The organism is Streptomyces capoamus (assembly GCF_014654935.1).
In the GTDB taxonomy this organism is placed as follows: domain Bacteria; phylum Actinomycetota; class Actinomycetes; order Streptomycetales; family Streptomycetaceae; genus Streptomyces; species Streptomyces capoamus.
On sequence record NZ_BNBF01000020.1, the window covers coordinates 78,845 to 92,653 of the forward strand.

Annotated in this window: 14 protein-coding genes and 5 tRNA genes; 11 read left to right on the forward strand and 8 right to left on the reverse strand. The window is 74.7% G+C overall.

Annotated elements, in window-relative coordinates; translation table 11 throughout:
- The 3 genes from cobT to IE312_RS27670 all read left to right on the forward strand — a co-directional run.
- On the forward strand, positions 1–1,416 hold a 1,416-nt coding region (cobT, locus tag IE312_RS42105), incomplete at its 5' end, for a nicotinate-nucleotide--dimethylbenzimidazole phosphoribosyltransferase (RefSeq protein WP_229900513.1).
- A 139-nt stretch (positions 1,417–1,555) separates the two neighbouring features.
- Complete coding sequence (gene cobA, locus IE312_RS27665) at positions 1,556–2,788, forward strand: uroporphyrinogen-III C-methyltransferase (protein WP_189985028.1); 1,233 nt, start codon at positions 1,556–1,558, stop codon at positions 2,786–2,788.
- 116 nt (positions 2,789–2,904) lie between these two features.
- A complete protein-coding gene (locus IE312_RS27670; RefSeq protein WP_189985029.1) occupies positions 2,905–3,723 on the forward strand; it encodes a TrmH family RNA methyltransferase in 819 nt (272 codons plus the stop codon).
- A 504-nt stretch (positions 3,724–4,227) separates the two neighbouring features.
- Here IE312_RS27670 and IE312_RS27675 read toward each other — a convergent pair.
- The gene (locus IE312_RS27675; RefSeq protein WP_189985030.1) at positions 4,228–5,706 is read right to left on the reverse strand and encodes a serine/threonine-protein kinase; all 1,479 of its coding nucleotides are present in this window, start codon (positions 5,704–5,706) and stop codon (positions 4,228–4,230) included.
- Between the two features lie 603 nt (positions 5,707–6,309).
- Here IE312_RS27675 and IE312_RS27680 point away from each other — a divergent pair.
- The 3 genes from IE312_RS27680 (at position 6,310) to IE312_RS27690 (ending at position 8,143) form a co-directional block, all read left to right on the forward strand.
- Positions 6,310–6,486 carry a hypothetical protein gene (locus IE312_RS27680; protein WP_030343942.1) on the forward strand — a complete coding sequence of 59 codons (177 nt, stop codon included), beginning with the start codon at positions 6,310–6,312 and terminating at the stop codon, positions 6,484–6,486.
- A 266-nt stretch (positions 6,487–6,752) separates the two neighbouring features.
- Positions 6,753–7,757, forward strand: coding sequence for a phosphotransferase family protein (locus IE312_RS27685; RefSeq protein WP_189985031.1), 1,005 nt, complete (start codon positions 6,753–6,755; stop codon positions 7,755–7,757).
- An 80-nt stretch (positions 7,758–7,837) separates the two neighbouring features.
- Positions 7,838–8,143 carry a TFIIB-type zinc ribbon-containing protein gene (locus tag IE312_RS27690; RefSeq protein ID WP_189985032.1) on the forward strand — a complete coding sequence of 102 codons (306 nt, stop codon included), beginning with the start codon at positions 7,838–7,840 and terminating at the stop codon, positions 8,141–8,143.
- 52 nt (positions 8,144–8,195) lie between these two features.
- Here the strand turns inward: IE312_RS27690 and IE312_RS27695 are convergent.
- The 5 genes from IE312_RS27695 to IE312_RS27715 form a co-directional block, all read right to left on the reverse strand.
- Positions 8,196–8,267: transfer RNA gene (locus IE312_RS27695), tRNA-Val, on the reverse strand.
- A gap of 29 nt (positions 8,268–8,296) precedes the next feature.
- Positions 8,297–8,368, reverse strand: a tRNA-Val gene (locus tag IE312_RS27700).
- Positions 8,369–8,406: 38 nt separating this feature from the next.
- Positions 8,407–8,478, reverse strand: a tRNA-Val gene (locus IE312_RS27705).
- Position 8,479: 1 nt separating this feature from the next.
- Positions 8,480–8,553 (reverse strand) — tRNA-Cys (locus tag IE312_RS27710).
- Positions 8,554–8,591: 38 nt separating this feature from the next.
- A tRNA-Gly gene (locus IE312_RS27715) sits at positions 8,592–8,664 on the reverse strand.
- Positions 8,665–8,842: 178 nt separating this feature from the next.
- Between IE312_RS27715 and IE312_RS27720 the strand changes: the two genes are divergently transcribed.
- The 3 genes from IE312_RS27720 to IE312_RS27730 are packed head-to-tail and all read left to right on the forward strand — an operon-like array spanning position 8,843 to position 11,578.
- Entirely contained in the window at positions 8,843–9,886 is a 1,044-nt protein-coding gene (locus tag IE312_RS27720; RefSeq protein ID WP_189985033.1) for a chorismate-binding protein, read from the forward strand.
- Positions 9,883–10,704 carry an aminotransferase class IV gene (locus tag IE312_RS27725; protein WP_189985034.1) on the forward strand — a complete coding sequence of 274 codons (822 nt, stop codon included), beginning with the start codon at positions 9,883–9,885 and terminating at the stop codon, positions 10,702–10,704. The genes IE312_RS27720 and IE312_RS27725 overlap by 4 nt, the downstream gene beginning before the upstream one ends.
- 49 nt (positions 10,705–10,753) lie before the next feature.
- The gene (locus IE312_RS27730) at positions 10,754–11,578 is read left to right on the forward strand and encodes a GNAT family N-acetyltransferase (RefSeq protein ID WP_189985035.1); all 825 of its coding nucleotides are present in this window, start codon (positions 10,754–10,756) and stop codon (positions 11,576–11,578) included.
- A 15-nt stretch (positions 11,579–11,593) separates the two neighbouring features.
- Here the strand turns inward: IE312_RS27730 and IE312_RS27735 are convergent, their stop codons facing one another.
- Complete coding sequence (locus tag IE312_RS27735; RefSeq protein ID WP_189985036.1) at positions 11,594–12,118, reverse strand: DsbA family protein; 525 nt, start codon at positions 12,116–12,118, stop codon at positions 11,594–11,596.
- Positions 12,119–12,310: 192 nt separating this feature from the next.
- On the opposite strand from IE312_RS27735, the gene IE312_RS27740 reads away from it, so the two are divergent.
- Positions 12,311–12,766 (forward strand): hypothetical protein, encoded by a 456-nt coding sequence (locus tag IE312_RS27740; protein ID WP_189985037.1) that lies wholly within the window; start codon positions 12,311–12,313, stop codon positions 12,764–12,766.
- A gap of 139 nt (positions 12,767–12,905) precedes the next feature.
- A complete protein-coding gene (locus tag IE312_RS27745) occupies positions 12,906–13,073 on the forward strand; it encodes a hypothetical protein (RefSeq protein ID WP_189985109.1) in 168 nt (55 codons plus the stop codon).
- Between the two features lie 66 nt (positions 13,074–13,139).
- On the opposite strand, the gene IE312_RS27750 is transcribed toward IE312_RS27745, so the two are convergent.
- Positions 13,140–13,700, reverse strand: coding sequence for a CGNR zinc finger domain-containing protein (locus IE312_RS27750; protein WP_189985038.1), 561 nt, complete (start codon positions 13,698–13,700; stop codon positions 13,140–13,142).
- Between the last annotated feature and the right edge of the window lie 109 nt (positions 13,701–13,809).

Sequence of the window (13,809 nt, forward strand, 5' to 3'; positions counted from 1 at the left end):
CCGGTCAACATCGTCGTCACCGCCGACCCCACCCGCGGCGGCCGGCACACCCTCGGCCGTCACACCCAGCCGCAGATGGCGCCCTACTCCTCGGCGCTCGCGGTGGAGAACCTCTGGCTCGCCGCCCGCGCCGAAGGCCTCGGCGTCGGCTGGGTCAGCTTCTTCGACGAGCGGGAGATGGTCCGCGCGCTCGGCCTGCCCGAGCACCTGGAGGTCGTCGCCTACCTGTGCGTCGGGTACGTCGACGAGTTCCCGGACGAGCCAGAGCTGATGCAGGCCGGCTGGTCCAAGCGACGCCCCCTGTCCTGGGTGGTGCACGAGGAGACGTACGGCCGCCGCGCCCTGCCCGGAGAGGAACCCCACGACCTGCTCGCCGAGACCGTCGCACAGATCCGCCCGCTCGACGCCAAGGCGCTCGGCGAGGCATGGGAGCGCCAGAAGCGCATGACCAAGCCGGCCGGTGCGCTCGGCATGCTGGAGATCATCTCCGCGCAGCTGTCCGGGCTGTCCCGGCAGTGCCCGCCGCCGATCCCGGAGCCCGCCGCCGTCGCCATCTTCGCCGGCGACCACGGCGTCCACGCCCAGGGCGTCACCCCCTGGCCGCAGGAGGTCACGGCCCAGATGGTGGCCAACTTCCTCGGCGGGGGAGCCGTCTGCAACGCCTTCGCCGCCCAGGTCGGCGCCGAGGTGTGCGTCGTGGACGTCGGCGTGGCCGCCGACCTGCCGGCCACCCCGGGCCTGCTGCCCCGCAAGATCCGCGGCGGCACGTCCGACATGACCACCGGCCCGGCGATGACCCGCGAAGAGGCCCAGGCGGCCATCGAGGTCGGCATCGAGACCGCCCGCGACCTGGTGGCGGCCGGCAACAAGGCCCTGCTCACCGGTGAGATGGGCATCGCCAACACCACCGCGTCCGCCGCGCTGATCTCCGTCTTCACCGGCGCCGACCCGGCCGAGGTGACCGGCCGCGGCACGGGCATCAACGACGAGACGCTGGCCCGCAAGACCGAGGTGGTCCGCCGCGCGCTGGAGCTGCACCAGCCGGACCCGGCCGACCCGGTCGGTGTCCTCGCGGCGATCGGCGGTTTCGAGCACGCGGCCATCGTCGGCCTGCTGCTCGGCGGCGCCTCGCTGCGTACGCCGGTGATCCTGGACGGCGTCAGCGCCGGCGCCGCGGCCCTGGTCGCCCGCGCCATCGCGCCCGAGGTGCTCGCGGCCTGCATCGCCGGCCACCGCAGCGCCGAACCAGGCCACGTCGCCGCCCTCAACAAGCTGGGCCTGCGCCCGCTGGTCGACCTCGACCTGCGGCTCGGCGAGGGCACGGGCGCCCTGCTCGCCCTGCCGCTGGTGCAGAGCACCGCGCGGGCGATGCACGAGGTGGCCACGTTTGATTCGGCGGGGGTCACGGAGAAGTAGGGCCCCGGGGCGGGCGGTCCGGTGTTCAGCTACCGGACCACCCGTGTCCCGCGGCCCGCCCACCGCTTAATATCTGCACGTCAGGGCCGCTCCGAAGGCGCAGCGCGCCCATCGCCAGCTGCACGAGGAGCCGTCCCTCATGGCCGAACACCCCGCCTACCCCGTAGGCCTCCGCCTCTCCGGCCGCCGCGTGGTCGTCCTCGGCGGCGGCCAGGTCGCCCAGCGCCGCCTCCCGGCGCTCATCGCGGCGGGCGCGGACATCGTCCTCGTCTCCCCGCACGCGACCCCTTCGGTCGAGGCCATGGCGGACGCGGGGGAGATCACCTGGGTGCGGCGCGCCTACCAGGACGGCGACCTCGCCGAGGCCTGGTACGCCCTCATCGCCACCAGCGACCCCGGGGCCAACGCCGCCGCCTCCGCGGAGGGGGAGCGCCACCGCGTCTGGTGCGTGCGCTCCGACGACGCCGACCAGGCGACCGCCTGGACCCCGGCGACCGGGCACAGCGAGGGCGTCACCGTCGCCGTACTCACCACGCACGCGCGGGGCCGCGACCCCCGGCACACCGCCGCCATCCGCGACGCGGTGGTAGAGGGCCTGCGCGACGGCACCCTGGTCGCCCCGCACCACCGCACCCGCACCCCGGGTGTCGCCCTGGTCGGCGGCGGCCCCGGCGACCCCGATCTGATCACGGTGCGCGGCCGGCGCCTGCTCGCCGAGGCCGACGTCGTCATCGCCGACCGGCTCGGCCCGCGCGACCTGCTCGCCGAACTCCCGCCGCACGTCGAGGTGATCGACGCGGCGAAGATCCCGTACGGCCGCTACATGGCCCAGGAGGCCATCAACAACGCGCTCCTCGAACACGCCAAGCAGGGCAAGGCGGTCGTCCGGCTCAAGGGCGGCGACCCGTTCGTCTTCGGCCGGGGCATGGAGGAGGTCCAGGCGCTCGCCGAGGCCGGCATCCCGTGCACGGTCGTGCCGGGCATCTCCAGCTCGATCTCGGTGCCGGGCGTGGCCGGCATCCCGGTCACGCACCGGGGCGTCGCCCACGAGTTCACGGTCGTGAGCGGCCATGTCGCCCCGGACGACGAGCGCTCGCTGGTCGACTGGCCCTCCCTGGCGAAGCTCACCGGCACGCTGGTGATCCTGATGGGCGTCGACAAGATCGGGAAGATCGCCGAGACGCTCGTCGCCCACGGCAAGTCCCCCGGGACGCCGGTCGCCCTGGTGCAGGAAGGGACGACGGCCGCGCAGCGGCGCGTGGACGCCACCCTGGCCACCGTCGCCGACACGGTGCGGACCGAGGACGTCAAGCCCCCCGCGGTCATCGTCGTCGGCGAGGTCGTCCGGGTCGGCCCGCAGACCCCGGCGTGAGACCGGGCACCAGCCCCGCGTGTGCGCGTACGACATGGCTTGATCACGCGTAACCCGGGGTAACCCACCCCATCCCAGCCGTTGGCACCACACCCAGGACAAGGCAGTATCACCCTGTGGCCGATCTCATCACCGTCGAGGATCCCGACGACCCGCGCCTGAGCGACTACACGGGCCTGACCGACGTGGAGCTGCGCCGCAAGCGCGAGCCCGCCGAGGGCCTGTTCATCGCCGAGGGCGAAAAGGTCATCCGCAGGGCCAAGGAGGCCGGCTACGAGATGCGGTCGATGCTGCTCTCGGCCAAGTGGATCGACGTCATGCGTGACGTCATCGACGAACTCCCCGCCCCGGTGTACGCCGTCAGCCCGGAACTCGCCGAACGCGTCACCGGCTACCACGTGCACCGCGGCGCCCTCGCGTCCATGCAGCGCAAGCCGCTGCCGACGGCCGGCGAGCTGCTGCAGACCGCCCGCCGGGTCGTGATCATGGAAGGCGTGAACGACCACACGAACATCGGGGCGATCTTCCGGTCGGCGGCCGCCCTCGGCATGGACGCGGTGCTGCTGTCGCCCGACTGCGCCGACCCGCTGTACCGGCGGAGCGTCAAGGTGTCCATGGGTGCGGTGTTCTCGGTGCCGTACGCCCGTCTGGAGAGCTGGCCCAAGGGCCTGGAGTCGGTCCGCGAGGCCGGCTTCACGCTGCTCGCGCTCACCCCGGACGAGAAGGCCCGCAGCCTGGACGAGGCCGCCCCGCACCGGATGGACCGGGTGGCCCTCATGCTCGGTGCCGAGGGGGACGGTCTGTCCACGCAGGCACTGGTCGCGGCCGACGAGTGGGTCCGCATCCCGATGTCCCACGGCGTCGACTCGCTCAACGTCGGCGCGGCCGCCGCGGTCGCCTTCTACGCGGTGGCCACGGGCCGCCCGAACTCCTGACCGGCCGGTACGCCCGCCTCCCGGACGTCGCCCGGCCGCTTCGGTCGCCGTCCGGGCGTGGTCACGGCGTGAACGGCAGCCGGACCGGCGTGCTGCCCGGGAGTTGCGGGGTGCGGGGCCGCCTGCACTCCTGTCCCGGGGGCCGCCCGAACTCCTGACCGGGGACCGCAGGGCTGGCCGCATACGGTGGGGGACCGCGGGGCCGCCCGCACCCCCGACCGGCCGGTTCGGTCGTCGTCCGGGCGTGGTCACGGCGTGAACGGCAGCCGGACCGGCATGCTGCCCGGAAATTGGGGGGTGCGGGGCCGCCTGCACTCCTGTCCCGGGGGCCGCCCGCATACCTGACCGGGGACCGCTGGGCCGCCCGCCTATCTGACCGGGAACGGCGGGGCCGCTCGTACTCCTGACCGGGGACCGCGAGGTCGCCCGCACCCCCGACCGGCCCCCGCGGGCGCCTTCCGGGCCCGTTCACGGGCCGACCGTGCTCCCGGCCGGCCCCCGCGCTCAGTTGCCGGCGTCGTGGCTCACTGCCGACCCGTGCGGGTCGGAGGCGACCTTGCCGTCCGCCGGCGGCGGGTAGCTCGGCTGCGTGTGCCGCTGCCGCCGGATGCCGCCGTCGTCCCCGAGTCCGCGCGCCGGCCCCTGGCAGCCCTGCGCCACCGCGATGCCGAGGGCCACCAGCAGCGTCACCACCACGAACACGAACAGCCGTTGCCGCAGCAGCCGCGGATTGGCCGGCCGCCGCACGATCCGCGCCGGCCGCCCGCCCGGCCGCCCGGAACCGCCGCGCGGAGCGGGACGGCCGTTGCCCGAGCGCGGACCACCGCCACGCGGCGCCGGCGTCGGACGCGCGGCACCCGGCCGGCCGGCACCGCCACCGCGCGGGCCGCTGCCACCGCGCGAGGCGACCCCGCCCCGGGACGGCGCCTCGCCCCGCGGGGGCGTCCCGCCCCGGCCCGGCGCCTCACCGCGCGCGGCCGGCCCGCCGCGGGCCGGCACACCGCCCCGGGCCGGGGTCCCGCCGCGTGGCAGCGGCGTCCCCGGAGAGGTGCGCCGCTGGGTGCGCTGCTGCTCGGGGTAGGTGTCGACGAGCCGTCCGGTGGGCCGGTCCGCCTCGGCGGCACGCGGGGCGGGCGGCCGTACCCCGTCCAGGCCCTGCGCCTCCCGGGCGGCGATCTCCTTGAGCCGCAGCGACAGCTGCAGCGTGCTGGGCCGCTCGTCCGGGTCCTTCGCCAGACACGCGCGGATCAGCGGGGCCAGCGCGTCCGGTACGCCGCTCAGCTGCGGTTCCTCGTGCACCACCCGGTACAGCATCACCTCGGAACTGCCGTGCCCGAACGGCGAGTCGCCGGTCGAGGCGTACGCCAGCGTCGCGCCCAGCGAGAAGACGTCGGTGGCCGGGGTGACCGCGGCGCCGCGCACCTGCTCCGGGGCGAGGAAGCCGGGGGAGCCGACCGCGGTGCCCACGTGGGTGAGCGTGGAGGCGCCGGTGGCCCAGGCGATGCCGAAGTCGATGATCCGCGGTCCCTTGGGGGACAGCAGGATGTTGGAGGGCTTCAGGTCCCGGTGGACGACACCGGCCTCGTGCACGGCGACCAGCCCTTCGGACAGGGCCGCGCCGACCGCCGCGGTGTCCGCCGCGCCGAGCGGTCCCTCGTCGGCGACCTTGTCGTGCAGGGAGGGGCCGGGCACGTACTGGGTGGCGAACCAGGGGCGCTCGGCCTCCAGGTCCGCGGCCACCAGCCGGGCCGTGCACCCGCCGCGGATGCGCCGGGCCGCCGACACCTCGCGCGCGAACCGCGACCGGAACTCCTGGTCCTCCGCCAGGTCGGGCCGGATCACCTTCAGCGCGACCCGTTGCCCCTTCTTGTCGGAGCCGAGATAGACCACGCCCATCCCGCCCGCGCCGAGCCGTCGGTGAAGCCTGAACGAGCCGACGACGCGCGGGTCCTCGCGCCTCAGGCGCATCATCGCCATGTTCATCCCCGCTGCCCGGTCCCTGTGACGTGGCACAGCTTACGTTTCCACGGCCGCCTGCGCGCAGAGGCCGCGCCCTCTCGGGCGGACGGATTGTGTGGGCCGTCCGGGGGAGGTGAAACGCGGTCAGGAAGCCCCGGGCGACGGCGACTTCCGGCCACCGCTGGTGTCAACCGGTCAGCGGAGCAGGCAGGTTGGGCTCATCCGGGGGCGGGCCGCGCCGGTCCGCCCGCCCCTCGGCCGAGGGGCGGGCACGGCTCGCGGCCCCTGCCGCCGACCGGATCACGATCCGTCCCCGGCGCCCCTCCCGGACCCGGCCGTGGTGATCGAAGTCACTCGCCCCGGCCCCCCGGACGCTTCCGACATGAACGGACACAGCGGACGGCCCCTCGGGGAAGACCCTAAGACCTGGGCCTGCGTCTCCACCCAGGGGAGTACTTCCCAGGTCATGGCTCATCCTTCTGGAGGCCCGGCAATCGGTACGAGGGCATGACGCCCGGTGCGCGCCCCGCGCCTAGATTTGAGGACAAGCGGCGGGTGCGGCACTCGTCCCCCGAGGTCAGGCACCCGCCGCTGCTGAAGACAACCGAAACGGTCAGGAGAGGGACCATGGCCCACACGGCACCGCGACGCCCCGCGTTCGCCCCGCGCCGGACGGGACGCCGCCACCCCTTGGTGGCGACGCTCATGGCCCTTCCCCTGGCGGCCCTGCTCCTGCTCGTCTTCGACGGCTGGGAGACGGTGGCCACACAGGCGTCGTCCGTGGGTGCGATGCTGGGGCGCTGAGCGGCGACCCCAGGCCCGGAAGAGCGGTCCGGGCGGGGACATCCATCCATGAAACCCCGTGGGGACGGGGGTACGGCGGACGGCACAGATGCCGGCGCAGCTGGGGAGCTGCGCCGGCATTAGCCGTTGCGGGCGTCGTCCCCCACGGGCCGGCCCCGGACCGTGGGTGCGGGTGCGCCGGGGCCGCCGGCGGACCCGGGCAGGTGCGGCGCCGTCGGCCGGCCCCGGTAGCCTCGGCCCGACAGCCCACCCCGTCCGAGGCAGCCTTGACCGCAGACACCGGTACCGACGCGGGCGCGGACACCCCCGCCCGCTCCCTCCTGGCCGCACTGGCCGCCGAAGCCAGGGCCGCCGCCCACCCCCGTACGCCCGCCACCGCCTGCGCCTGCGCCAGCAGCCCGCTCGCCGACCGCGAGGACGCCACCGTGGTCCGGCACGCCGGCACCGTCGCCAAGGCCCACGCAGCGGACACCGACCCCGCCGCGCTGGCGCACCGCGTCGCCACGGCCGCCCGTCTCCCCGGCGTACTCCTGCCCCCGCTCGCCCCGGCCCCGGCACCCCTGCACGGCCGCCTGGTGACCCTCTGGCCGTACGGCCGCCCCGTGGACCCGGACGACCCGGACGCCGCCCCCTGGGAGGCCGCCGCCACCCTCCTGGCGCGGCTGCACCGCACCCCCGTCCCCGCCGGACTTCCCGCGATGCGCGGCCCCGCCAAAGCCGCCCGCGCCCTCGGCAGGCTGCGCTCCGCCCTGCGCGGCACGCCCCACGCGGCGGCCCGCCCGGTCCTGGCCGCCTGGGGGACCCTGCCCGCCTGGGCCCGGGCAGCGGCGCCGATGCCCGGCCCGCCGGCCCTCTGCCACGGCGACCTGCACCTGGGCCAGCTCGTCCGGCACCCGGCGCCGGACGGTCCGTGGAAGCTGATCGACGTGGACGATCTCGGCGCGGGCGTCCCGGCCTGGGACCTCGCCCGCCCGGCCGCCTGGTACGCCTGCGGGCTCATCCCGCCCGACGAGTGGACCCGGTTCCTGGCCGCCTACCGGCAGGCCGGCGGCCCCGCCGTACCCGCCGACGGCGACCCCTGGCCCGCCCTGGACACCGCGGCCCGCGCGCTCACCGTGCAGACGGCCGCCCTGGCGGTCACCAAGGCGCTCACCGCGAACCGCCCGCTGGACGAGGTGGAGCAGGCCGTGGTCGACGCCTGCGCACGGATGCCGTCGGTCCCGCCCCAGGGCCCCCGCCCCCCTCGGCCCGTGCCCGGACTCCCGGACTAGGCTGCAACCGCCCGGGGCCGGACGGAGTCTGTCCTGGGGAAACACGAAGCAGGACCGACCGGCGAGGAGTTGAGCCGACCATGCAGTGTCCGAAGTGCCATGCGCCGATGCACACCTACAACCGCAACGGCGTCCAGATCGAGCAGTGCAGCGGTTGCCGCGGCATCTTCCTCGACTACGGCGAGCTGGAGGCGCTGACCCGCCTGGAGTCCCAGTGGTCGCAGCCGGCCCCGCCGCCCCCGCCCGCGGCCCCGCAGGCGTACCCGGCGCCGTCCGCGCCCGCCTGGGGCGCCCCGCACGGCGGCCACGGCGGCCACGGAGGTCACGGTCACTACGGCGGCCACCACCGCCACAAGAGCTTCGGCCACATGCTGTTCTCCAGCTGAGACCACGCAGAAGCCCCCGGCCGTACGAGACGGCCGGGGGCTCCTTGTTGTGTGGACGATACTGGGATTGAACCAGTGACCTCTTCCGTGTCAGGGAAGCGCTCTCCCGCTGAGCTAATCGTCCGCGGACCGTGACGCGCGGGTCACGGACAGTGCGCGATACTGGGATTGAACCAGTGACCTCTTCCGTGTCAGGGAAGCGCTCTCCCGCTGAGCTAATCGCGCGGGGGATCTTCGAGGAGATCCGGGATCCGGGGATCCAGTGGACGATACTGGGATTGAACCAGTGACCTCTTCCGTGTCAGGGAAGCGCTCTCCCGCTGAGCTAATCGTCCTTGGAGGTGGAGACGGGATTTGAACCCGTGTAGACGGCTTTGCAGGCCGTTGCCTCGCCTCTCGGCCACTCCACCAGGAGTGTAGGGGATCGGGACGACCCCTTCTTCCTGCGAGCGGACGACGAGGTTCGAACTCGCGACCTCAACCTTGGCAAGGTTGCGCTCTACCAACTGAGCTACGTCCGCCTGTCGTTTCGGTCCGCTCCCGCGTCCCGGCGACGTGTTGAACTCTAGCGGATTCCCGGGCCAGCACAAAAACGCGTTTGCGCAGCGTGCTGCGGTACACCCGGCGGAGCCGGTGGCCGGGGCCCGCCCGGGGACATCCCGGAGCCGCCTTCCGGACACCCGACCTAAACTCGACCACGTGCTCCACCACCCTCCTCTCGCCCGCTTCGGCGACCGCGTCGCCACCGGCCTCCTCGACGTCACCAGTGATCCGGCCGCCCTGGACTCGGCCGGCTTCTGGGCCGTCTGCGCGGACTTCGAGGGCGGGCTGACCTGCGCCCGCTTCGCGGACGTACGACAGGAGCCGGTGCCCGCTCCGGTGCCCGGCGCCTGGCGGGGCCCGGCGCCGGAGGACTGGACCTCCTCCCTGGACCGCGCCGCCTACACCGCGGCCGTCCGCCGCATCCGCGAGCACATCGCGGCCGGCGAGGTCTACCAGGCCAACCTCTGCCGGGTGCTGAGCGCGCCCGTACCCCCGGGCGCCGACGTGGACGCCCTCACCGCGCTCCTGGCCCGGGGCAACCCGGCTCCGTACGCGGGGACGATCCGGCTGCCCGGGCACGGCGTGGAGATAGCCACCGCCTCGCCCGAGCTGTTCCTGCGCCGGGACGGCCGTGCCGTCGAGTCGGGGCCCATCAAGGGCACCGGGCGCACCGAGGCGGACCTCCTGGAGAAGGACTACGCGGAGAACGTGATGATCGTCGACCTGGTCCGCAACGACATCGGCCGCGTCTGCGCGACCGGCAGCGTGACCGTCCCCGACCTGTGCGCCGTGGAGAAGCACCCGGGGCTGGTCCACCTCGTCTCCACCGTCCGCGGCGAGCTGCGGGCGGACGCCGGCTGGCCGGAGCTGCTGGCCGCGGCCTTCCCGCCCGGGTCGGTCACCGGCGCCCCCAAGTCGAGCGCACTGCGGATCATCGAGGCGCTGGAGACGGCCCCGCGCGGCCCGTACTGCGGCGGCGTCGGCTGGGTCGACGCCGACCGGGGCACCGCCGAGCTGGCCGTGGGCATCCGCACCTTCTGGATCGACCGCGCCGCGGACGCCCTGCGCTTCGGCACCGGCGCCGGCATCACCTGGGGGTCCGACCCGGAGGGGGAGTGGCGCGAGACGGAGCTGAAGGCGTCCCGGCTGCTCGCGGTAGCGTCGGGAGGGCACGCGGCGATCGAGGGGGCGCTCACATGAGGATCTGGCTGGACGGCGAGCTGCGGGACGCGCGCTCCGCCCGGGTCTCCGCCCTCGACCACGGGCTGACCGTCGGCGACGGCGTCTTCGAGACGGTCAAGGCGGTCGACGGCGCCCCGTTCGCGCTCACCCGCCACCTCGACCGGCTGACCCGCTCGGCCCGGGGCCTCGGCCTGCCCGACCCCGACCACGACGAGGTGCGCCGCGCCTGTACGGCCGTGCTGGCGGCCGACCCGGTGCCGCTGGGCCGGCTGCGGATCACCTACACGGGCGGCCACGGCCCGCTCGGCGTCGGCCGCGGCGAGCACGGCCCCACCCTCATGGTCGCCGTCGGCGCGACCAACCGCCGCCCGGACTCCACCGCGGTGGTCACCGTCCCGTGGACCCGCAACGAGCGAGGCGCCCTCACCGGCGTCAAGACCACCTCGTACGCCGAGAACATCGTCGCCCTGGCCCGCGCCCACCAGTCCGGTGCCTCCGAGGCGCTGTTCGGCAACACGGTCGGACAGCTCTGCGAGGGCACCGGGTCGAACGTCTTCGTCGTCCTGGACGGCGAGATCCACACCCCGCCGGTCTCCTCCGGCTGCCTGCCCGGCGTCACCCGGGCCCTGGTGATCGAGTGGACGGGCGCCCACGAGACCGATCTGCCGCTGGACGTCCTCCGGCGCGCCGACGAGATCTTCCTGACCTCGACCCTGCGGGACGTGCAGGCCGTGCAGCAGGCCGACGACCGCGAACTGCCCGGCGCGCCGGGGCCGGTGACCGCCGGGGTCATGCGGATCTTCGACGAGCGGTCCGGGCGCGACCTGGACCCCTGAGCCGGAAAACAGGCTGACGCGGGCGGCCGCCGCGGGTAGAACACAGGGGATGACCACGACCCTGCGGCCGGCCGAGCCGCTCCAGCAGCACCCCGACGGAACCCGCTCCCGCCGCTACGCGGTCTGCGTGAACAGCCGTCCCGTCGGCGAGGTGCACCTCGGCACCTCCCCGTCCCTCGGCGACTCGGTGGCCCGTGTCATCGACCTCACGATCGCCGAGCCGGACCGGCGGCGCGGCCGGGCCACCGTCGCCGCGCTCGCCGCGGAGGAGGTGGCCCGCGGCTGGGGCTGCGTCCAGATGGAGGCCGTGGTGCCCGCCGACGCGGAGGCCGCGCTGCGCCTGTTCGACACCCTCGGCTACACGCTGCGCAACCGCGGCATGGAGAAGCGCCTCGGCAGCACACCGCCCGCACTGCCGCCGGACAGCCGCGCGCGGCCCATGACCGCGGCCGAGTTCGAGGCCTGGCGGCAGACGGAGAGCGAGCGCTACGCGCGCTCCTGGGTCCAGCGGGGCCTGTCCGAGCCGGCCGCCCGCGCCAAGGCCCGCAGCGACCACGCCCGGCTGCTGCCGGACGGGCTCGCGACCGACGGCGTGATCTTCAGCGTGCTGGAGCACGCGGGCGACCGGGTGGGCACCCTGTGGCTGTCCCTGGAGGAGGCCAGGGCCTTCGTGTACGACGTGGAGGCCGACGCCGCGCACCGCGGCCGGGGGCACGGCCGTACGCTCATGCTGCTCGCGGAACGCCAGGCGATCGAGGCCGGCCGGCCGGTCCTCGGCCTCAACGTGTTCGCGGGCAACACGCCGGCCGAGCGGTTGTACGCCTCACTCGGCTACGAGGCGGTGACCCACTCCCTGAGCAAGCCGCTGCTGTGAGCGCTCGCCGGGCGCTCAGGCGTCCCCGCCGGCCAGCAGCCGGTCCGCGATCTCCTCGATGCGCGCGCGCAGTCCCTCCTGGCTCTTGCCGCCGTCGAGGCGCTCGCCGCCGATCACGTACGTGGGGGTGCCCGTCACCCCGATCGCCTTGCCCTCGGCCTGGTCGGCGTCGACGATCAGGATGTGCCGGCCGTCGATCAGCGCGGTGTCGAACTCCTCGGCGTCCAGGCCGAGTTCACGAGCCACCTCGACCAGGAAGGGCTCGCCCGCACGGTCCAGCTCCTCGACCCGCGCCAGCACGGCCTCCGCGTACGCCCAGCCCTTGCCCTGCTCCAGCGCCTCCTCGGCGGCCTGCGCGGCGGCGAAGGCGTGCTTGTGCTTCTCCAGCGGGAAGTGCCGCAGCCGCAGCTCGAGCCGGTCACCGTAGCGGGCGCGCAGGGCGCGGACGTCGTCCAGGGCGGTGCGGCAGTCGGGGCACTGCAGTTCGCACCAGACGTCGAGGACGAGGGCATCGGTGCGTGCGGGGGAGGTGTCGCTCATGCGCACCAGTCTTCCAGGCCGGACCCGGGCGGACCCAATCGGGATCCGGGGGGCCGGGGAGCCCGGGGGAGGGTGGAGAAGGCCGGGGACGACCCGGAGATGTCCCTGATGTCCGGCCGGATCATGGCATCGCGGGGCACCGGCGGTGCACGATGGAAGCGACGAGACCAGCCCGCCCGCCAGGAGGACCGGATGATTGCCGAGACAGTCTGCTCCGCCGTGTCCGCGGCGGGCCTGGGTATCGCGGTGGTCACGGCCTACCGCAAGCGCTTCCTGGCGGCGGCCCGCCTCGCGGCCTACGCGCTGGTGCCGGTCGGACTGGTGATGACCGGGGTCGTCGGATGGCTCTCGGACACCGCCCTGAGCCCGACCGCCTGGGCGGGCTTCGGGGTGCTGGGCGCGGCCTGGCTGCTGTTCGCGGGCACGCGTGCCGTGGAACGCCGGCGCGCGGGCACCGGCGCGGAGCGCGGAGCGGCCGGGCGGGACGCGGTGGCGCCCGCCGCGTCGGCTCCGCCCCTGGGCGGCAGGGCCCGGCCCGCGGCCGGCCCCGCCACCACCCCCCGCCCCGCCCCGTCCCGGGGCGCGGGTGCCGAACCGGCCGAGGACTTCAGCGACATCGAGGCCATCCTCAAGAAGCACGGCATATGACAGTCACATGACTCGGTGAAACGACACAGTGGGTCCGTGGGCGTCCGGAATCGTTCACCATCCGAGCGAGACCTCACGGCATTCGGCGAACTACCGCAAGATCCCCGCGCGTGATCGCGGTCGGCCGCCGGGGTGCGCCATGATCTGCGGCGAGATGCTGGACACGCCACAGAGCGAGGCCGCGCCGCCGAAGGACGAGCCGCGCGGGTGCCTCTTCGCCCTTTCCCAGCCACCGCTGATGATCTTCCTGGCGGTGATCGGGTGCCTGCTCCTCATGGCTGCGCTGCACGACCTGCTGTTGCTGTGAGCCGTACGCGTCCGTCCCGGCGCCACCCGCCGGGACCGACGTCGCACCGGGCGAGCGCCGTACTCCTCAGCCCGCCGCCTCCTTGCGCCGCGCCCGGTAGGCGGCGACGTGCAGCCGGTTCCCGCACGTGCGGCTGTCGCAGTAACGGCGCGAGCGGTTCCGGGACAGGTCCACGAAGGCACGCCGGCAGTCCGGTGCCTCGCAGCGCCGCAGCCGTTCCTGCTCACCGGCCACCACGAAGAAGGCGAGCGCCATCCCGCAGTCGGCGGCGAGGTGGTCGGCCACGGAGGCGCCGGGGGCGAAGTAGTGCACATGCCAGTCGTAGCCGTCGTGGTCCGTCAGCCGGGGAGTGGTGCCGGCGGCGGCGACCAGCTCATTGATCATCATGGCGGCGGACCGGGCGTCCGGGGCCGCGAAGATCGACGCGAATCGCCCCCGCACCCGGCGCACGGCCGAGAGGTCGAACTCCGAGAGCACGCCGACATCGCTCATCTTGTGGCTTCGCACGAAATTCATGAGAGCCGGGACATCCGGCAGCCCGTCCGCCCCCGCGTCGTCCTCCGGCACGGTGTTCACCAGATCCACCACGGTGTCGAGGGCGCACCGGGTGTCGTGGGTGATCAGCACAGTTCGCTCCCTGGCCTGGGGGTCGGGCGGGCGCCCGCCGATGCTGGCCGATGGTAGCGACAACAGCGCCCACCGCACCCGTCGAAACCGACCTCGCTTGCCGGGAGAA